Annotated in this window: 22 protein-coding genes; 10 read left to right on the plus strand and 12 right to left on the minus strand. The window is 70.8% G+C overall.

The window, feature by feature from the left end:
• The first annotated feature begins 116 nt into the window (after positions 1-116).
• Positions 117-845, plus strand: a complete 729-nt coding sequence (locus N4G66_RS06985) for a lysophospholipid acyltransferase family protein (protein WP_261703079.1) — start codon at positions 117-119, stop codon at positions 843-845.
• A gap of 35 nt (positions 846-880) precedes the next feature.
• Here N4G66_RS06985 and N4G66_RS06990 read toward each other — a convergent pair whose 3' ends face one another.
• From N4G66_RS06990 to N4G66_RS07015, 6 genes are all read right to left on the minus strand, one after another.
• A complete protein-coding gene (locus N4G66_RS06990) occupies positions 881-1,573 on the minus strand; it encodes a B3/B4 domain-containing protein (RefSeq protein ID WP_261703080.1) in 693 nt (230 codons plus the stop codon).
• Positions 1,574-1,586: 13 nt separating this feature from the next.
• Positions 1,587-2,159, minus strand: a complete 573-nt coding sequence (locus N4G66_RS06995; RefSeq protein ID WP_261703081.1) for a transglutaminase-like domain-containing protein — start codon at positions 2,157-2,159, stop codon at positions 1,587-1,589.
• Between the two features lie 129 nt (positions 2,160-2,288).
• Complete coding sequence (locus N4G66_RS07000; RefSeq protein WP_261703082.1) at positions 2,289-3,362, minus strand: threonine aldolase family protein; 1,074 nt, start codon at positions 3,360-3,362, stop codon at positions 2,289-2,291.
• Positions 3,359-4,114, minus strand: coding sequence for an SDR family NAD(P)-dependent oxidoreductase (locus N4G66_RS07005; protein WP_261703205.1), 756 nt, complete (start codon positions 4,112-4,114; stop codon positions 3,359-3,361). Before N4G66_RS07005 ends, N4G66_RS07000 begins: the two co-directional genes overlap by 4 nt.
• Before the next feature lie 41 nt (positions 4,115-4,155).
• Positions 4,156-5,553: a DUF6421 family protein gene (locus N4G66_RS07010; protein ID WP_261703083.1), complete on the minus strand. Its 1,398-nt coding sequence runs from the start codon at positions 5,551-5,553 to the stop codon at positions 4,156-4,158.
• Between the two features lie 102 nt (positions 5,554-5,655).
• Positions 5,656-6,000: an alpha/beta hydrolase gene (locus tag N4G66_RS07015; protein WP_261703084.1), complete on the minus strand. Its 345-nt coding sequence runs from the start codon at positions 5,998-6,000 to the stop codon at positions 5,656-5,658.
• A 254-nt stretch (positions 6,001-6,254) separates the two neighbouring features.
• Here N4G66_RS07015 and N4G66_RS07020 point away from each other — a divergent pair, with 254 nt between their 5' ends.
• Positions 6,255-6,938 (plus strand): glycerophosphodiester phosphodiesterase, encoded by a 684-nt coding sequence (locus tag N4G66_RS07020; RefSeq protein WP_261703085.1) that lies wholly within the window; start codon positions 6,255-6,257, stop codon positions 6,936-6,938.
• Positions 6,939-7,182: 244 nt separating this feature from the next.
• On the opposite strand, the gene N4G66_RS07025 is transcribed toward N4G66_RS07020, so the two are convergent.
• Positions 7,183-7,725 (minus strand): GNAT family N-acetyltransferase, encoded by a 543-nt coding sequence (locus N4G66_RS07025; protein WP_261703086.1) that lies wholly within the window; start codon positions 7,723-7,725, stop codon positions 7,183-7,185.
• A gap of 69 nt (positions 7,726-7,794) precedes the next feature.
• Between N4G66_RS07025 and N4G66_RS07030 the strand changes: the two genes are divergently transcribed.
• Both N4G66_RS07030 and N4G66_RS07035 read left to right on the plus strand, forming a co-directional pair.
• A complete protein-coding gene (locus N4G66_RS07030; protein WP_261703087.1) occupies positions 7,795-8,181 on the plus strand; it encodes a VOC family protein in 387 nt (128 codons plus the stop codon).
• Between the two features lie 252 nt (positions 8,182-8,433).
• Positions 8,434-9,198, plus strand: coding sequence for a VOC family protein (locus tag N4G66_RS07035; RefSeq protein WP_261703088.1), 765 nt, complete (start codon positions 8,434-8,436; stop codon positions 9,196-9,198).
• 27 nt (positions 9,199-9,225) lie between these two features.
• Here N4G66_RS07035 and N4G66_RS07040 read toward each other — a convergent pair whose 3' ends face one another.
• Positions 9,226-9,837, minus strand: a complete 612-nt coding sequence (locus N4G66_RS07040; RefSeq protein WP_261703089.1) for a MarR family winged helix-turn-helix transcriptional regulator — start codon at positions 9,835-9,837, stop codon at positions 9,226-9,228.
• A complete protein-coding gene (locus tag N4G66_RS07045) occupies positions 9,834-11,477 on the minus strand; it encodes an FUSC family protein (RefSeq protein ID WP_261703090.1) in 1,644 nt (547 codons plus the stop codon). Before N4G66_RS07045 ends, N4G66_RS07040 begins: the two co-directional genes overlap by 4 nt.
• A gap of 233 nt (positions 11,478-11,710) precedes the next feature.
• On the opposite strand from N4G66_RS07045, the gene N4G66_RS07050 reads away from it, so the two are divergent.
• The 3 genes from N4G66_RS07050 (at position 11,711) to N4G66_RS07060 (ending at position 14,246) form a co-directional block, all read left to right on the plus strand.
• Positions 11,711-12,259 carry a DUF5134 domain-containing protein gene (locus N4G66_RS07050; protein ID WP_261703091.1) on the plus strand — a complete coding sequence of 183 codons (549 nt, stop codon included), beginning with the start codon at positions 11,711-11,713 and terminating at the stop codon, positions 12,257-12,259.
• A gap of 156 nt (positions 12,260-12,415) precedes the next feature.
• Positions 12,416-13,351 (plus strand): M56 family metallopeptidase, encoded by a 936-nt coding sequence (locus N4G66_RS07055; RefSeq protein WP_261703092.1) that lies wholly within the window; start codon positions 12,416-12,418, stop codon positions 13,349-13,351.
• 196 nt (positions 13,352-13,547) lie between these two features.
• Entirely contained in the window at positions 13,548-14,246 is a 699-nt protein-coding gene (locus N4G66_RS07060; RefSeq protein WP_261703093.1) for an HAD family hydrolase, read from the plus strand.
• 18 nt (positions 14,247-14,264) lie between these two features.
• Here the strand turns inward: N4G66_RS07060 and N4G66_RS07065 are convergent, their stop codons facing one another.
• A complete protein-coding gene (locus tag N4G66_RS07065) occupies positions 14,265-14,510 on the minus strand; it encodes a DUF2630 family protein (protein WP_261703094.1) in 246 nt (81 codons plus the stop codon).
• 459 nt (positions 14,511-14,969) lie between these two features.
• On the opposite strand from N4G66_RS07065, the gene N4G66_RS07070 reads away from it, so the two are divergent.
• Positions 14,970-15,647, plus strand: a complete 678-nt coding sequence (locus tag N4G66_RS07070) for a TetR/AcrR family transcriptional regulator (RefSeq protein ID WP_261703095.1) — start codon at positions 14,970-14,972, stop codon at positions 15,645-15,647.
• 56 nt (positions 15,648-15,703) lie between these two features.
• On the opposite strand, the gene N4G66_RS07075 is transcribed toward N4G66_RS07070, so the two are convergent.
• Entirely contained in the window at positions 15,704-16,174 is a 471-nt protein-coding gene (locus tag N4G66_RS07075) for a DUF6214 family protein (RefSeq protein ID WP_261703206.1), read from the minus strand.
• A 213-nt stretch (positions 16,175-16,387) separates the two neighbouring features.
• On the opposite strand from N4G66_RS07075, the gene N4G66_RS07080 reads away from it, so the two are divergent.
• Both N4G66_RS07080 and N4G66_RS07085 read left to right on the plus strand, forming a co-directional pair.
• Positions 16,388-17,737 (plus strand): FAD-dependent oxidoreductase, encoded by a 1,350-nt coding sequence (locus tag N4G66_RS07080; protein ID WP_261703096.1) that lies wholly within the window; start codon positions 16,388-16,390, stop codon positions 17,735-17,737.
• 261 nt (positions 17,738-17,998) lie between these two features.
• Positions 17,999-19,354, plus strand: a complete 1,356-nt coding sequence (locus N4G66_RS07085; RefSeq protein ID WP_261703097.1) for a nucleobase:cation symporter-2 family protein — start codon at positions 17,999-18,001, stop codon at positions 19,352-19,354.
• Positions 19,355-19,501: 147 nt separating this feature from the next.
• On the opposite strand, the gene helR is transcribed toward N4G66_RS07085, so the two are convergent.
• Positions 19,502-21,673: an RNA polymerase recycling motor ATPase HelR gene (gene helR / locus N4G66_RS07090; RefSeq protein ID WP_261703098.1), complete on the minus strand. Its 2,172-nt coding sequence runs from the start codon at positions 21,671-21,673 to the stop codon at positions 19,502-19,504.
• Positions 21,674-21,998 lie beyond the last annotated feature (325 nt).

A 21,998-nucleotide genomic window follows, 5' to 3' on the forward strand; every position in this document is an offset into this window, starting at 1 on the left:
GCTGGCCTCCCGTCCGTTCTTCGGGCACGATCTGCGCAATGCCGTAAACCTACGGCTGCGTAACTTTCCCGCCGGGAGAACCCCTTCCCAGGCAGAGAGAAGGGTCCACCCCGTCCATGGCAGAGCTTGTCTACCGTCCCGTCGTCGGCCTCGCCCAAACGCTCTTCAAGGCGTGGGACCTCAAGATCGACTGCAAGGGATCGGAGAACATTCCGCGCTCGGGCGGCGCCGTGCTGGTCAGCAACCACATCAGTTACCTGGACTTCATCTTCGACGGCCTGGCCGCTCTGCCGCAGAAGCGCCTGGTGCGTTTCATGGCGAAGGAGTCGGTCTTCCGGCACAAGATCTCCGGTCCGCTGATGCGGGGCATGAAGCACATCCCCGTGGACCGCCAGCAGGGCGAGACGGCGTACCAGCACGCGCTGGACTCGTTGCGTTCCGGTGAGATCGTCGGCGTCTTCCCCGAAGCGACCATCTCGCAGTCCTTCACGCTGAAGAGCTTCAAGTCCGGTGCCGCGCGCATGGCCCAGGAGGCCGGCGTCCCGCTCATCCCCATGGCCCTGTGGGGCACGCAGCGGCTGTGGACCAAGGGCCACCCGCGCAACTTCAAGCGCAGCCACACCCCGATCACCATCCGGGTCGGCGAGCCGGTGGAGGCCCCGCAGGACCAGTACGCGGGCGCCATCACCCGGCGGCTGCGCGAGCGGGTCCAGGAACTGCTCGAAGCGGCACAGCGCGCCTATCCCGTACACCCCAAGGGGCCGGACGACACCTGGTGGATGCCCGCCCATCTCGGCGGCAGCGCGCCGACCCCCGAAGAGGTGCGCGCGGCCGAGAAGCGCTGATCCGTCTCGTACGGCATGCCCGGCGCGCCGAGTCGTCATTCCGGGGCGTGGACGGTGATCCGCGCCCCGGGGCTGAACTTCTGGAGCAGCTCGGCGAGTTCGGTGCCCGCGGCCTCGACGTCGGCGACCGGCATCGGGGCCAGGCTCTCCAACAGGAAGAGCGCCGAGGCGGATTGCTCCGTGAGCCGGGTGCGCGGCCCCTGGCGCCAGTTCCAGCGGCGGCAGGTGACTCCGCTGTCGTCACGCCACACCACCTCGCCCGCGTCGGGGTGTTCGACGACCTCCGCACCGCCCGCGACGGTCACGAAGTCCTCGTCGCCCGTGGCGCGCACGAGGCGCATCGCACCCCGGATGTGGTCGGTGTCCTCGCCGCCTACGGGGATCAGGTGGGCCACGCTGATCGCGTTGTAGATGTCCACGAGGACGTTGATCCGCGGCAGGCCCGCGTCCGAGAGCGCCCGTTTGGCCAGCGCCTCAGCGGAGTTGCGGGTGCGCGAGGGCTTGGAGCCGAACGCCGTGTACACCTCCCGCCAGGCCGCCATGTGCGGGTCCTCGTGCGGAGCCCGCCCTTCCAGTCGTCCGGCCAGCCGCCGGGCCGCGTCGTCCAGGAGGGCCGAAGTCCCTTCGGTACTGGGTCCGTTGACCAGTCCGTCGGCCTCGACGGCGACATGGGTGAATCCGGGCGCGAGGGCGCGCACCTCGTCGGACACGGTGAGCGTGAGCGTCATCTTCTGCCTCGCCTCAGAGTGCGGTGGGGAGCGTCCGCGACAGGGACAGCCGGTCGGGGGCGGCCTTCAGGACGCCGACCACGAGCGGGTGAGGTTCAGCGTACAACTCCGGATAGTCCATCTCATTGCACTCCGGGTCGGGCGTGAAGGCCAGCCGCTCGCCGTCGAGGGAGAACCGGGCGTCCACACCGGGTTTGTTGCCGCGGGGGTCCTGCCGGTGCCAGGCGCCGTCGAGGCGTACCGCGACGAGTCCGTGCACCTCGTCGAACTTCTGGTAGCAGAACGCGGTCGGGATGTCCTCGGCCCGCAGCAGGGCGGCCAGCGCGTGGGCCTTGGCGTAACAGATGCCGGTGCGCCGCTCCAGTACGTCGGAGGCGCGCCAGGTGACCCGCGGATCACCGGAGTCGAACGAGTGCGGGATGGTGTCCCGCACGAACTCGAACGCCAGGCGCGCATAGGCATACGAGTCGGCGGCCCCCTCGGCGAGCCGTGCGGCCGTCTCACGGACGAGCGGATGATGATGGTCGACAACCTCGTCGGCGGCCAGGTACGCGGACAGGTCGCTGGTTTTCTGGATCAGCTCCATGCCCGGAGAGCATAGGAATGCGGCTACCCGAGAGTCAATGACTTTTCAGGCAGCCGCATATCTATGCATTGCTGCGCGGTGTGCGGGGGTGCGTACATGCCCACCCGGGGAACCGCGGGAGCGACCCCGCTAGCGCTGGGCCATCTCCTCCTTGAGCGCGGCCACGAACCCGTCGACGTCGTCCTCGGTCGTGTCGAAGGAGCACATCCAGCGGACGTCGCCGGCGGTCTCGTCCCAGAAGTAGAAGCGGTAGCGCTTCTGCAGCCGTTCGCTCACGTCGTGCGGGAGCCGGGCGAAGACCGCGTTGGCCTGGACCGGGTAGAGGATCTCCACTCCGTGCACGGCGCGGACGCCCTCGGCCAGCCGCTGCGCCATCTCGTTGGCGTGCCGGGCGTTGCGCAGCCACAGGTCCTTGGCGAGCAGCGCCTCCAACTGCACCGAGACGAAGCGCATCTTGGAGGCGAGCTGCATCGACAGCTTGCGCAGATGCTTCATGTGGCTGACGGCGTCCTGGTTGAGGACGACGACCGCCTCGCCGAACAGCGCGCCGTTCTTGGTACCGCCCAGCGACAGGATGTCGACGCCGACCGCGTTGGTGAACGTCCGCATCGGGACGTCCAGGGAGGCGGCCGCGTTGGATATCCGGGACCCGTCCAGGTGCACCTTCATGCCGTGCGCGTGGGCGTGGTCGCAGATCGCACGGATCTCGCCGGGCGTGTAGAGCGTGCCCAGTTCGGTGCTCTGGGTGATCGAGACGACCTGCGGCATCGCACGGTGCTCGTCGTCCCAGCCGTACGCCTGCCGGTCGATCAGCTCGGGCGTGAGCTTGCCGTCGGGCGTGGGCACCGTGAGCAGCTTGAGGCCGCCCATGCGCTCGGGAGCGCCGCCCTCGTCGACGTTGATGTGCGCGCTCTCCGCGCAGATCACCGCGCCCCAGCGGTCGGTGACCGCCTGGAGCGCGACCACGTTCGCGCCGGTGCCGTTGAAGACCGGGAAGGCCTCCGCCGCGGCACCGAAGTGACTGCGGATGATCCCCTGCAGGTTCTGCGTGTAGTCGTCCTCGCCGTACGCGACCTGGTGCCCGCCGTTGGCCAGGGCCAGGGCGGCGAGCACCTCGGGGTGGGTCCCCGCGTAGTTGTCACTGGCGAAACCGCGGACGGCCGGGTCGTGGTGACGCCGGGCGTCGGTCTTCGGAGGATTCACGGCTTCTCGGTCAGCCACAGACGCTTTCCGTTCACTTCACCGGCGGGCCGGTCCCAGACGCCGACGATGGACTCGGCGAGTTCCTTGACGTCCGTGAAGCCCGCGAACTTCGCGTTCGGGCGCTCGGCGCGCATCGCGTCGTGCACCAACGCCTTCACCACCAGGATGGCAGCGGCGGACGTCGGCCCCTCCGCGCCCTCGGCAATGCCGGCCTTGCGGAAGTAGTCCGCCATGGCCAGCGTCCACGCCTCGGCGGCGGCCTTGGCCGCGGAGTAGGCGGCGTTCCCCGCGGTGGGGTTGCTCGCGCCTGACGCGCTGATCAGGACGTACCGGCCGCGGTCGCTGCTCTGCAGCGCCTCGTGGAAGGCGAGCGTGGTGTGCTGGACGGTACGGATGAGCAGCAGTTCGAGCAGGTCCCAGTCGTCGAGAACCGTCTTGGTGAAGGTCTCGCTGCCGCGCCAGCCGCCGACGAGGTGGACGAGGCCGTCCACCTGGCCGAAGTCCTTCTGGATACGCGTGGCCCAGTCGCGGGTCGACTGCAGGTCCAGCAGGTCGACGGTGTCGCCGACGACGGTGGAACCGCCGTGGGCGTAGCGGGCCGCGTCCACGGCCTCCGCCAGCCGTTCCGCGTCGTTGTCCGCGCCGATGACGGTCGCGCCCGCCTCGGCGAGCCTGAGCAGTGCCGCCCGGCCGGCGGGTCCACCCGCACCCGCCACCGCGATCACCGCACCGCTGAGAGCCCCGTTCCCCATGGTCTTCGCCTCCTGAGCAATGTTCTCGGTACCGCGGTCGGTCACGCGGCGATCCGCTCGGAGTCGGCCGCGGTGATGCCCTTGGTGGAGGCGATCACGTTCTTCAGCTTTTTGGAGAGCGCCTCATAGAACATGCTCAGGGGAAACTCGTCCGGAAGCACGTCGTCGACGAGCTTGCGGGGCGGCTGGGACAGGTCGAGGGCGTCCGGACCCTTGGCCCAGCGGGAGCCCGGGTGCGGGGCGAGGTAGGTGGAGACGAGCTCGTACGCCTTGAACCAGTGGACGAGCTTGGGGCGGTCGATGCCCGCGCGGTACAGGTCCTCGATCTCGGAGCACAGCTGGTTGGTGACCTGCGGGGCGCGCTGCCAGTCGATGTGCAGCTTGTTGTCGGTCCAGCGGACGACGTCGTGCTTGTGCAGGTAGGCGAAGAGGAGCTGGCCGCCGAGACCGTCGTAGTTGCGGACGCGGTCGCCGGTGACGGGGAAGCGGAACATCCGGTCGAAGAGCACCGCGTACTGCACGTCGCGGCCGTGCGCGTTGCCCTCGGACTCCAGCTTCACGGCCTCCTTGAAGGCGGTGAGGTCGCAGCGCAGCTCCTCCAGGCCGTACATCCAGAACGGCTGGCGCTGCTTGATCATGAACGGGTCGAACGGCAGGTCACCGTGGCTGTGGGTGCGGTCGTGGACCATGTCCCAGAGCACGAAGGCCTGCTCGCAGCGCTCCTGGTCGTGGACCATGGCGGCGATGTCCTCGGGCAGCTCGAGGCCCAGGGTGTCCACGGCGGCGTCCGTGACGGCGCGGAAGCGGGCGGCCTCGCGGTCGCAGAAGATGCCGCCCCAGGAGAAGCGCTCGGGCGCCTCGCGCACCGCGATCGTCTCCGGGAAGAGAACGGCCGAGTTGGTGTCGTACCCGGCGGTGAAGTCCTCGAACGTGATGCCGCAGAACAGCGGGTTGTCGTAGCGGGTGCGCTCCAGCTCGGCCAGCCACTCGGGCCACACCATGCGCAGCACGACCGCTTCGAAGTTGCGGTCCAGGTTGCCGTTCTGGGTGTACATCGGGAAGACCACCAGGTGCTGGAGGCCGTCCTCGCGGTTCGCGGCGGGCTGGAAGGCCAGCAGCGAGTCGAGGAAGTCGGGCACCTGGAAGCCGCCGTCGGCCCAGCGGCGCAGATCCTTCACGAGCGCCTCGTGGTAAGCGACGTCGTGGGGCACCAGCGGGGAGAGCCGCTCGATCGCGTCTATCGTCCGGCGCACGGCCAGGTCGACGTCGGAGGCGTCGGGCGCGCCGTCGGCCTCGAAGTCGATGGAGCCGTCCTTGGACTGCCAGGGACGGATCTCTTCCACGGCATCCTTGAGCACGGGCCATGCCGGGTGCTCCACCACCCTGGCCACGGGAGGAACCCGCTCCTCCGTACCCACCTGCACAAGAACTTCCGTCATGTCCCACCCTCCACAGGAGAACCTCGCGTATGAACACCGTATGTTTTCGAGGTTCCTTTCCGCAAGCGGGAACTCGGGAGATTATCCTGCACACCCCCCGCCTTAACCGCTCTTTTTCCTGCTGGACACCGTAGAGGCAATGACATCCGCCACAGCCCCCTGGGCGGTGCGGGCATCCGCGAGAAGCTCGGGGCAGCCGAAGAACCCGTGGAACATGCCCGGGTAGTGGATCTCCGTGACGCGTACTCCGGCTTCCCCCGGCCTGGCGGCGTACGCGTGGCCCTCGTCACGCAGAGGATCGGAGCCCGCCGTCACGACGTGGGCGGGCGGCAGACCGCGCGGATCGGCCAGGAGCGGCGAGCCGTACGGGTGCGCGCGGTCGGCGTCGGGACCGAAGTACTGCTCGGCCGTGGCGTCCGGCCGCTCGCCTCGGGACACGCCCACCACGGAGCGACCGTCCGGCGAGGCTGCACAAATCTCCCGTATCGGCCCCGCCGGTGCGGCGCGCAGGCACGACACTCCCCCTCGCACCACGCGGGCGCGACACTCCCACGGCACCGTGTGAGCCCGACACTCCCATTGCACCGCGTAGGAACGGGTACATAGCACAGCCAGGCCATTAGGCTGCGGCCTTGCCGCGTGGACGCCCCCGTCGGAACCACGCGCGAGCCGAGCCGCCGTCGACGGAAGCGAGTCGAATCTTGAACTTCCTCACCATCGGTCACCGCGGAGTGATGGGTGTCGAACCCGAGAACACCCTCCGTTCCTTCATCGCCGCCCAGAACGCGGGCCTGGACCTGATCGAACTCGATCTGCATCTGAGCAAGGACGGCGCCCTCGTCGTCATGCACGACGCCGAAGTGGACCGTACGACCGACGGCTCGGGGCCGATCGCCGACAAGACGCTCGCGGAGCTGCGCACGCTGGACGCGGGGCGCGGTGAGCGCGTCCCCGTCTTCGAGGAGGTCCTGGAAGCCGTCAGGACGCCGTTGCAGGCCGAGATCAAGGATGTCGCGGCGGCCAGGTCGCTGGCGGAGGTGATGCACCGGCACGACCTGGTCGGGCGGGTCGAGGTGTCGTCGTTCCACGACGAGGCCATCGCCGAGATCGCCCGGCTGGTGCCGGGGGTCCGCACCGCGCTGATCGCCAGCCGCTACGGCACCGATGTGGTGGACCGCGCCGTCGAGGTCGGCGCCGCGACCGTCTGCCTCAACATCCGCCGGCTGAGTCTGGAGGTCGTCGAACAGGCCCGCAAGGCCGACCTGCGGATCATCGGCTGGGTGGTGAACACCCAGGACCAGCTCCGGCTGGTACGCGCGCTGGAACTGGACGGCGCCACGACCGACTACCCCGAGATCAAGCGCACGGGCCGCTTCACGGCATAGGGCGCACGGCCGCTTCACGGCATCGCCGGAACGAAGCAGGCAGCGACACCGACGGGCCGCTCGGCCGACACCGGTCCGAGCGGCCCGGCCGATGCCCGGGGTCCACTGCCGTGGTCCACGGGAGGAGAGTCGCCCGCAGCGGACGCCGAGCAGCTCGGCGGCTGCCCGACCTGCCCCGCCGACGCGGCCCGCCGCGTGGTGCGGTCGTCAGCCGCCGTCGATGCCCGGCCGCGGAGCAGGCGGCCTAGACGAGGGGCTTGACCAGCAGTTCGAAGCGCAGGTCGTCGCGCTGCGGGATGCCGAAGCGTTCGTCGCCGTACGGGAACGGCGTCATCTGTCCGGTACGGCTGTAGCCGCGTCGCTCGTACCAGGCGATGAGGTCCTCGCGTACGGAGATCACGGTCATGTGCATCTCCGTGGCGCCCCACACCTCGCGGACCGTCCGCTCCGCCTCGGCGATGATCACCTTTCCGAGCCCGCCGCCCTGGAGCGCGGGGCTGACCGCGAACATGCCGAAGTAGGCGTGGTCGCCGCGGTGCTCCAGCTGGCAGCAGGCGACGACCGTGCCGTCCCGCTCCACGGTCAGGAGCCGGCTGTCGGGCGCCTCGATGACGGCGAGCACCGCCTCGGCGTCGGTCCGCTGTCCCGCGAGGATGTCCGCCTCCGTGGTCCAGCCGGTCCGGCTGGAGTCCCCTCGGTACGCCGAATCGATCAGCGCGACCAGGGCGTCCACATCGCTGTCGGCGGCGTCGCGGAAGGTCAGTTCGGTGGCGGCGGCGGTTTCCATGGAGCGTTTCTCCGATCAGTGGCGCGGCTGGGCACGCCCGAGCGTAACCCTCCCCTAGGCTCCGGGTGCATGGTGCATGTACTGAGCAGCCGGACCCTTCTGCGCCCGACCGACCCGGAGCGCTCGCGCGCCTTCTACGGTGAGCGGCTCGGCCTGGCCGTCTACCGCGAGTTCGGTACGGGGCCCGAGCGCGGGACCGTCTACTTCCTCGGCGGCGGTTTCCTGGAGGTCGCCGGGCGGTCCGAGACCCCGCCCTCCCCCGCGCTGAAGCTGTGGCTCCAGGTCGCGGACATGGCGGCGGCCCACGAGGAGCTGACGGCCGCCGGTGTCGAGGTGGTGCGTGGGCCGGTGCGCGAGCCGTGGGGGCTGATCGAGATGTGGATCGCGGACCCCGACGGAACCGAAATCGTGATCGTCGAGATCCCGGCCGATCATCCGTTGCGTCACCGGCCCTGACGTCCGAGTGAGCCGAGCGTGGGGTCGGTCGCGGTAAGCGGTGCATACGGTGTCCGGCGCAGCATCGGGCGGGCACGGGCGGTCGGGTGCGGCGTCGGGTGGCCGCGCACGGCGTCGGCGGGCACGGCGTCGGCGCGGTCGGGCGGGCGCAGGCGGGCCGGCGTCGGCGCGGCGTCCAGAGGCTGCGTCCGGATGGCCGGTGCTCCGCGGCAGGCTTAGCGTGCTGAGGGGGCTCGCTGCGGAAGGAACCTCATGAAGCTCGACAGGCCGGTGACCGGCGGACCCTGCTGGACGGAGCTGGGCACCAACGATCTGGAGGGCGCCAAGGGCTTCTACGCCGATCTGTTCGGCTGGCGCCCGGAGACGGACCCGCGTCAGGAGGCGGGCGGCTACACGGTCGCGCATCTCGGGGACGCGGCCGTCGCGGGAATCGCCCCGATCTACCAGGAGTCGCAGCCCGTCGCCTGGAACGTGTCGTTCGCCGCCATCGACGTGGACGCGACCGCGGCAGCCGTGCAGGCCGCCGGCGGTACTCTCGCCCTCGCCCCGATGGACGTGCTCGACATGGGCCGTTTCGCGGTCGCCTTCGACCCGGGCGGCGCCGCCTTCCAGATATGGCAGGCGCGGGCCTTCAACGGTGCGGGGCTGTTCAACGCGCCGGGCGCGCTCGGCTGGGTGGAACTCCTGACCAGGGCCCCCGACCGGGTGACCGAGTTCTATACGACCGTGTTCGGCTGGACCGTGAAGGCTTCGGAGTACTACCCGCAGTGGGGCATCGACGGCGCCGACTTCGGCGGCATGGTCACGATGGACGAGAACTTCGCGCACGAGGTTCCCTCGCACTGGCTGCCCTACTTCGCTGTCGAGGACGTGGACGACACGGCGAACGCGGTCCTCATCGCGGACGGCCACCTGCTGATGGAACCCGTCTCGCAGCCCAACGGCCGACGCCTGGCGGTCGCGCGGGACCGCCAGGGCGCAGCCTTCGGGATCTACTCGGAGGGCGAGAAGGACTGATCCGCCAGGACGGCGGTCCGGGCGGCGTCAGGCGCGCGGCAGTCGCAGCCGGCCTTCCAGTTGTCCGAGCAACTCACCCAGGAGTCGGGCAAGTTCATGCTGCCGTTCGCGGTCGATGCCGGACAGGACCCTTGTCTCGTAGGCGAGTTGATCGGGGAGGACACCGTCGACCAGGTCGCGGCCTTCGTCGGTCAGCCGGACGTGCGCGACCCGGCGGTCACGGGTGTCACCTCGCCGCTCGACCAGGCCGCGCTCGGTCAGCTGCTTGAGCCGCTTGGTGACGGCGGCACCCGAGGAGAAGGTCTCGCGGGCGATCTCGCTCGGGGTCAGCTCGTGCCCGGTGCGGCGCAGCGTGCCGAGCACGTCGAACTCGGGGCGGGTGAGTCCGGCCCGGCGCAGCGGCGCGTCCTCGGCCTGCTGGAGGAGGGCGGCACAGCGGTTGACCCGCCCGATGACCTCCATGGGCCCGGTGTCGAGATCCGGCCGCACCATTTCCCACTGGCGCACGACGGCCGCCACGGTGTCGACGGGAGCCGTGTCAGCAGGCGCCGTGTCAGCAGGCGCCGCCCGGTCCGACGCCGGGTCACCGTCCGGCTTCGGGTCGCCGTCCGCCGCTCTTCGCCCGTCCGCTGTCGTCATGCCTGTGCGCCTTCCCAGCAGTGCAGTCCCTGGCGTCGTACCGTCGCCGCGAGCGTACGGTGTCCGGCCTGCTCGGCCCGTGTCACCCGCTCCTCCGGCAGGGCGCGCCGCCACCATTCGCCGGCCGCGGCGTCGGCGGCGGAGCGCAGGTCCACGACGGCCGCGGACAGACCCCGGCGGGCGGACTCCAGGGCGCCGGACTCCGGATGCTCCTCGGCGAGCAGTCCGGCCGCGTGTTCCCGGGCCCGCCCCACCGCAAAGAGCGCCGCTTCGATGCGGTCACCGGCCCGCCGGTTCGTCACGGCGACCGCGGCGGCAAAGCCGACCAGCGCGCCCACGAGGGTGTCCAGGACCCGGTCGGCGATCAGTTCCCCGGACTGCTGGGAGTGCGCGAACTCGGTGATCAGCAGGGCCATGGGGGTCACGCAGACGCTGCCGAGCCAGTAGTTGCGGCCGATCAGTGCCTCGGCGCCGAAGTTCAGGGCGAGGCAGCACAGGACGAGGGCCGCCTGACCGACGTGGGCGAGCGGGGCGAGGACGGCAAAGGCCAGCACGCCGACCAGGTTGCCGACCACGCGCTGAACACCCCGGCTCCAGGTCAGGGTGACGTTGGCCTGGTAGAGGGAGGCGGCGGTGACCAGTGCCCAGTACGGGCGGCCGACGCCGAGCGCGAGCGAGACGTATCCGGCGAGGGCGCAGCCGAGCGCGGTCCGCAGGGCGATGGGGGCGAGCGGGCCGAGGCGGTGGAGCAGCGGCCGTTCCCCGAAGGCGAGCGCGGCCTCGACACCGAGGAGTTCGTCCGCGGCGTCCCCGAGGCCGTCGGGGCGCGGGACTGGTCCGCTGCCGGAGAGATCGCGGGCCCAGCCGCGCAACCGCGCGGGGTCCGTGTCGGCGGGTGCCGCGAGCGCGACCTCGGCCCGTACGACGAGTCGTTCGAGGGCACGGCGGGGCGCGGAGCGGGCTCCCGTGGACAGCAGCGACTGCCAGGCGGTGTGTACGGCGGCCGCCGCGGCGGCGCGGGCACGGGTGTCGTCCGGCGCCCCGACGGACACCGCCGCGGCGTTCAGGGCGGACGCGGTGGCACGCCGCTCCGGGCCGTGCGGGCGTACGAGTCCGGGGGCCATGCCGACGATCCAGGCCCAGGCTCCCGCCACCGCGCCCAGCGCGAGGTGGCCCGGCACCTGGCCGAGGCTCTGCGGTACGAACAGGGACGCCGAACTGATGAAGGCGAGGACCACGTGTCCCGGCGGGCCGACGCGTGTGGCGTCGCACAGGGTCTTCTGAACCGCGGCCAGCAGCGCGCCGACCGTGACCAGCACGACGGCGTTCGTGGTGAGCGAGGCCGTGACGAGGGCGACGGCGAGTCCGCCGAGCATCCCGGCCACCACCCAGGCGAGGGCGCGGGCCCGGGCGGCGTACGGACGATTGTGGGCGTAGAGCGCGCAGAGCGACCCGGCCATGGTGTACATCGCCAGGTCCAGCCGGCCGAGCGCCAGCAGCGTCAGATTCGGTGGGGCGACCGCGACGACGACGCTCAGGGCGGGCTTGAACCAGATGTCGGAGGGCCTGCCGAGGCGCAGTGCACCGGCCAGCGGAAGCCGGCGTGCACGCGAGGGGACGGAAGGGGTCGCACTGCTCATGGCTACAACCTTAGCAGGTGTTTTACTTGTAAAAGATTATCTCGGCGCCGCTCCCACCTGCCGTGCACTCCCGCACGCTCCCCCTCGTACACCCTTGCGCTCGTATGCGCTCCAGCCACCCGGGGCATGTCCTGACCGACTGTCCGATGTCCGGCACCGCTGCCCGGCACCATCTGCCCGGCATCGCGTGTCCCGCATCGCGTGTCCGACATCGTCGAGCGGGGAGGTACGCGGTGCACGGACCGGCTTCACCCGGCTGGCTGCTCGTCGCGCTGTGCGCGGCGACCGGGGCCTACTGCCTGCTGCGGATGCGCAGCCCGGTCGAGGAACAGCGCCGCACCGCGGGCGGCGAGGCGCTCATGGGGTTCGGCATGGCCGCGATGGCCGTACCGGCGGCCGTGGTGACCCCGCCGCGCTGGGCCTGGATCGCCTGCGCGGTCGTTTTCGGCGTCACCGCGCTGCGCGCGCTCGGGACGGCCGGCAGCGGCCCGCACCATCTGCACCATCTGATGGGCACCTCCGCGATGGTCTACATGGCGGCGGTGATGACCGCCTCCCCGTCCCACCACGTCCACGGCGGCGCAGGCGTCCCGGTCATCACCGGAGTGCTCCTGCTCTACTTCGCCGGCTACGTACTCCGCTCGGGCATCCGCCTCCTGCCCCTGGCCGTCGCGTCGGGAGCGACCCCACGCACCGTCGGCTGGGGCGACCGCCCCGAACTCTCCCAGGCCTGCCGCCTGTCGATGGGAATCGCGATGCTGGCGATGCTGGTCACGCTCTGACGTACGGGCGTCGATGCCGCGCCCGGGAAACCCGGTCGGGCGCCGAAGCCGGGAGCGCCGGGAAAGGAACCTCGGGCGCGCCGCGAAACCGTGGTGTACGTCACTTGGGGTCGTTGCCCGTATCCAGCGGCGAGCCCCGCTCATAGGCTTCGGGCCATGATGGTCCCCGCGGCACTGTTGCTGCTCGGCGCCCTGGCCTCCGTGGTCGCTCCAGGACTGCTCGCACGGGCGGACTGGCCGGACCGGGAGCCGGTGGTCGCCCTGTGGGTGTGGCAATGCGTGGTGGCGGCCGTCCTGCTGTGCTGCGCCCTGTCGATGACGCTCAGCGCGTCCGCCGCCTGGGTGGCCGTCCGCGGCCATGTATTCGACGGCGCACCGGCATCGGTCGTGGACGCCTACACGCCGAGTGCGGGGAGCCCGTGGGCCGCCACCACGGCCGTGGTACTCGCGTGCGGTGGCGCCTGGACCGCGGCGATGCTGGCGCGCGAGATCGTGCGGGCGCGGCTGCGCCGTCGGCAGAGCAGGTCCGAACTCCTGGTGCGCGCACCGCTGTTGCCCGGCGAGGAGCCCGGAGCCGATCGTCTCGTCGTCCTGGAGGGGGAGCGCCCCGACGCCTGGTGGCTGCCCGGAGCCGCTCCCCGACTGGTCATCACCACCGCCGCGTTGCGCCGTCTCAAGGGGCGCCGATTGGATGCCGTACTCGCTCATGAGCAGGGGCATGCGCGGGCCCGGCACGACTGGTTGCTGCACTGTTCGGCCGCGCTGGCCAACGGGTTTCCGCAGGTACCCGTGTTCGCCGCGTTCCGCGACGAGATGCACCGGCTGGTCGAACTCGCCGCCGACGACGTGGCGTCACGTCGCTTCGGCCGGCTCACGATCGCTCTCGCGCTGGTCGAACTCAACGAGGACCGGGGCGTGTTCGGACCCTGCCCGACCCCGGGCGCGCACGTCCCGCAGCGCGTCGACCGACTCCTCACTCCCCGGGACCGGCTCACGGCCGCCCACCGGCTGCGGCTGACGGCGGCGGCCGCGCTGGTACCCGTGGTACCGGTCCTCGTGGCGTTCGTACCGGGGTTGCGGGCGCTGGGCTAGCCCGGGGCAAGCCACCAATGGTGCGGAGCCACCGGCCCGTTCGTCTGTGCCGGGGCATCCGTGCGGCTTCGCCGGAGCCGGGGCACCCGCGCTTCGGTGGGTCGTCGGTGCCGTACCACGGTCGGTTTCTCCGGGGACGGAGCGGACGGGCAAGATCGCCTTGACCGGTGAGGGTGCGCCACGAAGGATTCCCCTCATGACCGTCAAAGGTGTGCTCTTCGACTTTTCCGGGACCCTCTTCCGCGTGGAGGCAACGGAATCATGGCTGCGCGCAGTACTCGCGGAGACCGGTCACACGCTCCCGGAACCGGAGTTGGCCGAGAAGGCACAGGCCCTGGAGGAGGTGGGCGCGCTCGCGGGCGGTGCCCGGCCGGTGCTGCCGGTGCCGGCGCGTCTCGCCGACGTGTGGGAGGCCCGCGACCGGAGTGCCGAGCAGCACAGGGCCGCGTTCACCGGTCTCTCGCGGCAGGTGTCGCTGCCCGATCCAGGTCTCCACGACGCGCTCTACGACCGCCATATGACACCCGCCGCCTGGAAGCCCTATCCCGACGCCGCCGAGGTGCTCGGCGCGCTGCGCGGGAGAGGTCTCGCTGTCGGCGTGGTCAGCAATATCGGCTGGGACCCGCGGCCGGTCTTCCGCGAGCACGGTCTGGACCCGTATGTCGGAACGTACGTCCTGTCGTACGAACACGGGATCCAGAAACCGGATCCGCGGCTCTTCACGATCGCCTGCGCCGAACTCGGCGTCCCCCCGGAAGACACCCTGATGGTCGGCGACGACCGAAGGGCGGACGGTGGTGCGGCTGCCCTGGGCTGCGCGGTGCACTTCGTGGACCATCTGCCGGTGGCGGACCGCCCGGACGGACTGCGGCCGGTACTGGACCTGGCGGACTGACCGCCGGGACCGCGGACGTCAACCCTGGTAGCCCTCGACCTGCGAGGACGGACGCACCTGTGCGTCGTCCGGGTTCTCGCCGAACTCGGACTTCGCGCGCCGCTGTCGCAGCAGGTCCCAGCACTGGTCGAGTTCGCGCTCCAGTTGCCCGAGTCGCGCGTGCTCCGTGGCGCCGTCGATCTGCCCGGCCGCCAGCGCCTCGCGCAGCCGCCGCTCGTCGTCCACCATCGATGTGATCCTGGCCAGGATCTGCTCCTGCTCCATGTCCGTATGCCTCCTCTGGGCTCCAGGCCACTCTAAGGAGGACTCGGGACGTCTGCGAGCGATGGGAAACGGTCCCGGGCGACCGTGCGCCGATCCGCAGGACCACTGATCCGTACGTCCTTGAATCCATACGCCCTTGAATCAGTACGTCCTCGGATCCGCACGCCCTCGGATCCGCGCACCTTCGTATCCATACGCCCGGCCCTGGGCGATCCCCTCTGGCGCCCCGGCGCACACGGACAACGTACGAACATCCGGTCGACCCAGAAGTAACACGCAGCCCGAGGACGGCCACCGGTCGAACGACGCTCCCCCGGCGCCGGCTGCCGCGCGTCCGACCTGAGGCGATCCCCCGCGTCGCCCCAGGTCGGCGGCAGCCCGGAACCGACCCGCGAAGGGGCTGGGTCCGGACGCGTTGAGTATAGTTGGCTGACAGCCAGTCAACGCAGGAGTTACAGCATGTCCCCGCGAAGCGCCTCGGTCAATGAAGAGTTGCGGCGGCGTTCCCGGGAACGGTTGTTGCAGGCCGCGGTGGAGCTGGTGAGCGAGCGCGGTTACGACGCCACGACGCTCGGGGACATCGCGGATCGCGCTGGATCGGCGCGCGGACTGGTGTCGTACTACTTCCCCGGCAAACGGCAGCTCCTGCAGTCCGCGGTGCACCGGCTGATGCACCGCACGCTGGAGGAAGCACTCGAACGCGAGCCACGCAGCGAGGACGGCCGGGAGCGGATGGCGCGGGCCATCGACGCGATCCTCGGCCTCACCCAGGATCAGCCGGTACTGATGCGGCAGCACATGGCCGGACTGCTGCAGGCCGAAGGCTTCGTCCAGTGTCCCGAGCAGGTGCGGCTCTCGGAACTGCTCGGCGACACCGTCGAACGGTACGGATCGCAGCAGGTCAACGCCGACTACCCGATGCTGCGCGCCCTGCTCATGGGCGCGGTGTACGCGGCACTGGTGCCGGGGGTACCGATGAAGACTCCGGTGTTGCGGGCCGAACTCTTCAAGCGCTACCGGCTGGACTGGGAGATGGGGGTGCCCCCGGACACCGAGGCGTCCGGCGGCACCCGCGAGACCGACCTGTCCCGCTTCTTCGCGACCGGCCCCGAGCCGGAGGACGGCCGGCCCAAGTAGCCGGGCCGCGCCTGGACGTTGAACTCGTGCCACGGGGCACGAGCACTCCGTCATGGTCAACGGCGGGCGTGGCGCGGTGTCAGGAACCCGGCGTCGCGCGCCCCGGCGATCAGCCTCAGGGACTCGCGACGGCTGTGGCCGGTGGCGCCCATGACGGCGAGCACCGGATCCACACCCTCCTCCTGAGCTGCCCGGTACGCCTCCGCGACCAGCTGACGGCCCTCGACACCACGCGGCCAGGCGGGCCGGGCGCGCCGCGCCCGACCTTCACGGTCCTGGTCGCGACCGGCGCCGAGGCGGCTCCCGCACGCCTCGACCAGCGGTTCCTCGATCCATTCGGCGACCACCGCGAGGTCGTCCAGCGAGAGGGGCGGCTCGGCCCGGACGTCCTCGATCGACAGGGCCGCCTCCGACAGCACGGCGAGCAGGTCGACCCGGGCGCCGTCCGTGAATGCCAGCCGGACGTTGAACCAGGACGTGATCGTTGTCCCGGACTCCCGCACTTCCCAGGCGGGCCACACGGACACGTCGCCGTCCGCGCGGCAGCGGTCGGACAGATCAAGAAACGATGCGTCTGGCACATGCGGAACGTAACCGCATCATCACACTCCATACGAACAGACACGCGCGCAGCCAACACGCACCGCACCCTGTCAGCGGAGCACCACTGGTGCGATCCTGGAAGCACCAGCGATGTCCTGTCAGCGATCTCCCTGATCCCTCGGGTAAGGAGTTCCGCAGTGCTGCGTGTCGCCGTCATCGGCTCGGGGCCCAGTGGGGTCTACAGCGCACAGGGTCTTGTCCAGCGGAGCGGGCCGCCCGACGTCCGGGTCGACGTCCTGGACCGGTTGCCCTGCCCGTACGGCCTGGTGCGCTACGGCGTGGCACCCGACCACGAGAAGATCAAGTCCCTCCAGAACAACCTGCGGACAGTCCTGGAGGACGAACGGGTGCGCTTCCTCGGGGGCGTCCAGGTGGGACCCGGCGGAGTGCCGGTGGCGCGGCTGCTGGAGCTGTACCACGCGGTCGTGTACTGCGTCGGCGCCGCCACCGACCGGCATCTCGGCGTACCCGGCGAGGACCTGCCCGGCAGTTGGTCGGCGACCGAGTTCGTGTCCTGGTACAGCGCGCACCCCGACTCCGTGGCCGACGGCTTCGTGGCCGGCGCCCGCTCGGCCGTGGTCATCGGCATCGGAAACGTCGCCGTCGACGTGACCCGGATCCTGGCCCGCGGCGCGCCCGAGCTGAGCCCCACCGACATGCCGCAGGCGGCGCTCAGCGCGCTGGCCGCGAGCGAGGTCACCGAGATCAGCATGGTCGGACGGCGCGGACCGTCGCAGGCCCGCTTCACCACCAAGGAGCTGCGCGAGCTGGGCTCCCTGCCGCAGGCCGAGATCAGCGTGGACGAGACGGAGTTGGCGCTCGATCCGTCCTACCTCGACCCCTCCGGGCTGCCCGCCGCACAGCGCCGCAACGTGGAGGTCCTGCGGGGCTGGGCGGCGGCCGCGCCACTGGGCCGCCCACGTCTGATCCGCCCACGCTTCTTCCTGCGCCCCGTCGAACTCCTCGCCGACGGCGGGCGGGTGGGCGCTGTGCGTTTCGAGCGGACAGTGCCGGACGGAGCGGGCGGGGTGACGGGAACCGGTCGATTCGAGGAGATCGAGGCCCAGTTGGTGCTGCGCTCGGTGGGCTATCGCGGAGTACCGCTGGACGGACTGCCGTTCGACCCCGACCGTGGCACGGTGCCGCAACAGGCGGGACGGGTCCTGCGGGACGGCGTGGTCGCGCCGGGCGAGTACGTGGCGGGCTGGATCAAGCGCGGCCCCACCGGGGTCATCGGGACCAACCGCCCGTGCGCCAAGGAGACGGTGACCTCGCTGCTGGAGGACGCCCCCGCGCTCGTACGACGAGAGGTCGCCGAGGATCCGCTCACGGCGCTGCTCACCGAGGGGGTGCGGCCGGTCGAATGGGCCGGGTGGCAGGCGATCGAGCGGGCCGAGGCGGAACTCGGAGCCAGGCTGGGCCGCGGCGTGGTCAAGCTGCCCGACTGGGACGCACTGTGGGCCGCGGCACGGACGGCGAGGTCCTGACGGGGGGCCTGGCGAATTCCTGGCGGGGCAGCCGTCCGGCGCGGCGCTCGGGGTCGTGACGCAGTCCGCGACCGCGTGGGGTCGTGGGGAATCCGCGACCGCGTGGGGTCGTGGCCGAGTCCGCGACGGTTCCGTGGGCATGACACATACCGGCAACAGGGCGGACATCAACAAACTGTTCAAGCCCCCTACGGTCTCGTGCTGTCCGGGCGTGCTCGTGTCGTGCGGACCTTCCCTCTCCCCGCAGCTTCTGGAGTGCCCATGGCAACGATCGCTCCCGTGCATCCCGTCGACGAAGTTCCACCCGTACGCCAACTGACCGCCTTCGGTCTCCAGCACGTGCTCGCGATGTACGCGGGCGCGGTGGCGGTTCCGCTGATCGTGGGCGGCGCGATGAAGCTGTCGCCCGCCGACCTGGCGTACCTGATCACCGCGGATCTGCTGGTGTGCGGGATCGCGACGCTGATCCAGTGCGTGGGTTTCTGGCGCTTCGGGGTACGGCTGCCGATCATGCAGGGGTGCACCTTCGCCGCCGTCTCCCCCATGGTGCTCATCGGCACGACGGGCGGCGGACTGCCCGCGATCTACGGGTCGGTGATCGTCGCGGGCCTCGCGATCGTCCTGCTCGCGCCGGTCTTCGGAAGGCTGCTGCGCTTCTTCCCCCCGCTGGTCACGGGCACGGTCATCCTGATCATCGGCGTCTCGCTGCTGCCGGTGGCGGGCAACTGGGCCGCGGGAGGCGTCGGTTCGAAGGACTTCGGGGAGCCGAAGAACCTGGCGCTCGCCGGCTTCGTCCTGACCGTGGTGCTGGGTGTACAGCGGTTCGCACCGGCCTTCCTCGGGCGCATCGCGGTCCTCATCGGCATCGCCGTGGGTCTCGCGGTCGCGGTGCCGTTCGGGTTCACGGACTTCGACGGGGTGGGGGACGCCGACTGGGTCGGGATCAGCACCCCGTTCCACTTCGGGGCGCCCTCGTTCCACGCGTCAGCGATCGTCTCGATGCTGGTGGTGGCCCTGGTGACGATGACCGAGACGACGGGGGACTTCATCGCGGTCGGCGAGATGACCGGCCGGCCGATCGAACGGCGGACCCTCGCGGACGGATTGCGCGCGGACGGCCTGTCCACGGTCCTCGGCGGCGTCTTCAACACCTTCCCGTACACGGCGTTCGCGCAGAACGTGGGCCTCGTCGGCATGACCCGGGTGCGCAGCCGCTGGGTGGTCGCCGTCGCGGGCGGCATTCTCGTCGTGCTCGGTCTGCTGCCGAAGCTGGGTGCCGTGGTCGCGGCGATCCCCGCGCCCGTGCTCGGCGGCGCGGGCCTGGTGATGTTCGGGACCGTGGCCGCGAGTGGTCTGCGCACCCTCGCCGAGGTGGATTTCAGGGGCACCGACAACCTGACGGTGGTGGCCGTTTCGGTCGCGATCGGCATGCTGCCGGTCGGAGTGCCGACGGTCTACGAGAAGTTCCCGGACTGGTTCCAGACCGTGATGAACAGCGGGATCAGCGCGGGGTGCCTCACGGCGATCGTACTGAATCTGCTCTTCAACCACCTGCCCGGCAGGGCGGGTTCAGCGGAGACCAGCACTGAACCCGAGGGGGCCCCGGCCGGCGCGTAGACCCGCACCCGCGGGCGATCCGACGATCGGCCGCCGGTCCGTCGGCTGCTGCCCTGCGTGCGGCCGGTCCGCCTGGCCGCCCGGACGGGCAGCCGACGGACCGGCATGCGGGCAACCGCCCTTACAGCGGCACCCACTGATCATGCGTCAGGAACTCGTGAGGATGACGAGTTGCTGGGTCGCCCGGGTCATCGCGACATAGCGGTCGACCGCGCCTTCCACTCCCTCGCCGAACTCCTGCGGGTCGACGAGGACGACCAGGTCGAACTCGAGCCCCTTCGACAACTCCGGGGTCAGCGACCGGATCCGGGAGGTCGCCCGGAACGTGGGATCGCCGATGACGCAGGCGATGCCCTCGGTACGCGTGAGGAGCCACGTGTCGAGGATCGACCCCAGATCCGCGACGGATCCGTGGACGACGGGGACACCGGCGCTGCGGACGGAGGTCGGCACGTTGGCGTCCGGGAGCGCGGCGCGGATGACGGACTCCGCCTCGGCCATGACCTCTTCCGGCGTCCGGTAGTTGATGGTCAGGGAGGCCACGTCGATCCGGTCGAGCCCGATGCGCCCGAGCCGTTCCTGCCAGGACTCGGCGAAACCGTGTCTGGCCTGGGCACGGTCCCCGACGATGGTGAAACTCCTGGACGGACAGCGCAACAGCAGCATCTGCCACTCCGCGTCGGTCAGTTCCTGGGCCTCGTCCACGACGATGTGCGCGAACGGACCGGCGAGCAGGTCCGGTTCGACGGTGGGCAGTTCGGACTCGTCGACCAGGCTGACCTTGGCGTCCTCGCCGCGCAGCATCCTCACCAGGCCTTCGCCGTCGTCACCGTCGGCGCCGGAGTCGGCCGCGGCCTCGATCAGGTTGCCGACGACCTGCGCCATGCTCTCGCGCTGGGCGGCGAGAACGGCCTCGTGCCGGCGCTTGCGCCGGGCGGTCTCCGGGTCGCCGAGCCGCTGCCGTGCGGCGTCCAGGAGCGGCAGGTCGGACACCGTCCAGGCCTGGGGGGCGCTCTTGCGCTGCAACTTCCGTACGTCGTCGGGGCCGAGCCAGGGGGCGCACATCCGCAGGTAGGCGGGTACCGTCCACAGGTCTCCGACGAGGTCGGCCGCTTCGAGCAGCGGCCATGCGCGGTCGAGGGTCCCGGTCAGCTCCTCGTCCTGCATCATCGCCCGCCGGAACAGGTCGGGCGGGACATCGTCGTCGTGCCTGTCCAGCAGGATCGTGAGCAGTTCCTCCCAGATCACGTCGCGCGCCTCGTTGTGCGGCGTACCGGGGCCCGCCGCTTCGAACGCCTCGGCCCAGTCGTCGGGGCTCAGCCGGACCTCGGCCCAGGGGGTCATCACGGTCATCGCCCCGGTGGGCGGCTCCTCGTAGAACCTGACGGCCTTCTCGATCGCGTGCACCATGTCCGTGGACGACTTCAGGCGGGCCACCTCCGGGTCGGGCTCGATCGCCGCTCCGGCGCCCTCGGTGACGAGGTCCCGCAGGGTGCAGGTCTGTACGCCCTCCTCCCCGAGGCTGGGCAGGACATCGGCGACGTAGGCCAGATACGGCTGGTGCGGACCGACGAACAGCACGCCGCCCCGACGGTGGCCGAGGCGGGGGTCTGAGTAGAGGAGGTAGGCGGAGCGGTGCAGGGCGACGACCGTCTTGCCCGTGCCCGGACCGCCGTCGACGACGAGGGCGCCGCGGGATCCCGCCCGGATGATGGCGTCCTGGTCGGACTGGATGGTCGCGAGCACGTCCCGCATCCGGGCCGACCGGTTGCTGCCGAGGCTGGCGATGAAGGCGGACTGGTCGTCGAGCGCCGCGTGCCGTTCCAGCCCGTCGGCGGTGAACACTTCGTCCCAGTAGTCGCTGATCCGGCCACGGGTCCAGCGATACCTGCGGCGGCTCACCAGCCCCATCGGGTCGGCGTGGGTCGCGGCGAAGAACGGCTCGGCCGCGGGAGAGCGCCAGTCGGTGAGCAGCCGACGGCCTTCACTGTCGGTGAGGCCGAGGCGCCCGATGTACAGGGGCTCGGAGTTGTCCGCGCCGACGATGTGTCCGAGGCACAGGTCAAGACCGAAGCGGCGCAGGGCACGCAGTCGGCCGGTCAGCCGGTGGATCTCCATGTCCCGTTCCATGGCCTCGCGGCCGATGCCGCCGGGCGCCCTGCGCTCGGCGTCGAGACGGTCGGACAGTTCGGCGATCGCCTGCTCGAGGCTCTCCGCGACGGCCGCGAAGTGTCGCTCGTCTGCGGCGATCAGCGCCGGATCGGCCTTGGGAGAAAGGTGGTCGGGGAGGCGGAACGCACTGGTGGTCAAGGGGTTCATGTCACCAGCTCCTGTCCGGGGTCGCGCCCGCGAAGGCCGGTTGCGCGCCCACCCGCACGTCGCCGCCGGTCACCCGCGGCCTCGGCGCGATTCCCACCACCGGTGCGCCGTCGCCGCACGCCCTATTGATCGACACAAGCACACGCACTTCGTGAATCTCCCATTTCCGCAGGTTCTGGCCTCGGCCAGTGATTCTGCGGTACGACCGGGGCCTTGCCGCAAGCCCCCCGGTGCGCTATAAGTTGAGAGTGGCAAGGGATGGGCATTCTCCTTTGCCCTTCTTTTTTTGCCCATTTGCCTGTCTCTGCCGCCCGTTGTCTCTGCA

Source organism: Streptomyces rhizosphaerihabitans (assembly GCF_025399795.1).
Classification (GTDB): domain Bacteria; phylum Actinomycetota; class Actinomycetes; order Streptomycetales; family Streptomycetaceae; genus Streptomyces; species Streptomyces rhizosphaerihabitans.

Excerpts from the sequence above, each read along its gene's own strand:
- N4G66_RS07055 (WP_261703092.1), top strand. The coding sequence starts at position 12,416 with ATGATGGTCCCCGCGGCACTGTTGCTGCTCGGCGCCCTGGCCTCCGTG.
- N4G66_RS07025 (WP_261703086.1), bottom strand. The coding sequence starts at position 7,725 with ATGGAAACCGCCGCCGCCACCGAACTGACCTTCCGCGACGCCGCCGAC.
- N4G66_RS07005 (WP_261703205.1), bottom strand. The coding sequence starts at position 4,114 with ATGGGGAACGGGGCTCTCAGCGGTGCGGTGATCGCGGTGGCGGGTGCG.
- N4G66_RS07035 (WP_261703088.1), top strand. The coding sequence starts at position 8,434 with ATGAAGCTCGACAGGCCGGTGACCGGCGGACCCTGCTGGACGGAGCTG.
- N4G66_RS06995 (WP_261703081.1), bottom strand. The coding sequence starts at position 2,159 with ATGGAGCTGATCCAGAAAACCAGCGACCTGTCCGCGTACCTGGCCGCC.
- N4G66_RS06985 (WP_261703079.1), top strand. The coding sequence starts at position 117 with ATGGCAGAGCTTGTCTACCGTCCCGTCGTCGGCCTCGCCCAAACGCTC.
- N4G66_RS07040 (WP_261703089.1), bottom strand. The coding sequence starts at position 9,837 with ATGACGACAGCGGACGGGCGAAGAGCGGCGGACGGCGACCCGAAGCCG.
- helR (WP_261703098.1), bottom strand. The coding sequence starts at position 21,673 with ATGAACCCCTTGACCACCAGTGCGTTCCGCCTCCCCGACCACCTTTCT.
- N4G66_RS07070 (WP_261703095.1), top strand. The coding sequence starts at position 14,970 with ATGTCCCCGCGAAGCGCCTCGGTCAATGAAGAGTTGCGGCGGCGTTCC.
- N4G66_RS07085 (WP_261703097.1), top strand. The coding sequence starts at position 17,999 with ATGGCAACGATCGCTCCCGTGCATCCCGTCGACGAAGTTCCACCCGTA.
- N4G66_RS07060 (WP_261703093.1), top strand. The coding sequence starts at position 13,548 with ATGACCGTCAAAGGTGTGCTCTTCGACTTTTCCGGGACCCTCTTCCGC.
- N4G66_RS06990 (WP_261703080.1), bottom strand. The coding sequence starts at position 1,573 with ATGACGCTCACGCTCACCGTGTCCGACGAGGTGCGCGCCCTCGCGCCC.
- N4G66_RS07010 (WP_261703083.1), bottom strand. The coding sequence starts at position 5,553 with ATGACGGAAGTTCTTGTGCAGGTGGGTACGGAGGAGCGGGTTCCTCCC.
- N4G66_RS07045 (WP_261703090.1), bottom strand. The coding sequence starts at position 11,477 with ATGAGCAGTGCGACCCCTTCCGTCCCCTCGCGTGCACGCCGGCTTCCG.
- N4G66_RS07065 (WP_261703094.1), bottom strand. The coding sequence starts at position 14,510 with ATGGAGCAGGAGCAGATCCTGGCCAGGATCACATCGATGGTGGACGAC.
- N4G66_RS07030 (WP_261703087.1), top strand. The coding sequence starts at position 7,795 with ATGGTGCATGTACTGAGCAGCCGGACCCTTCTGCGCCCGACCGACCCG.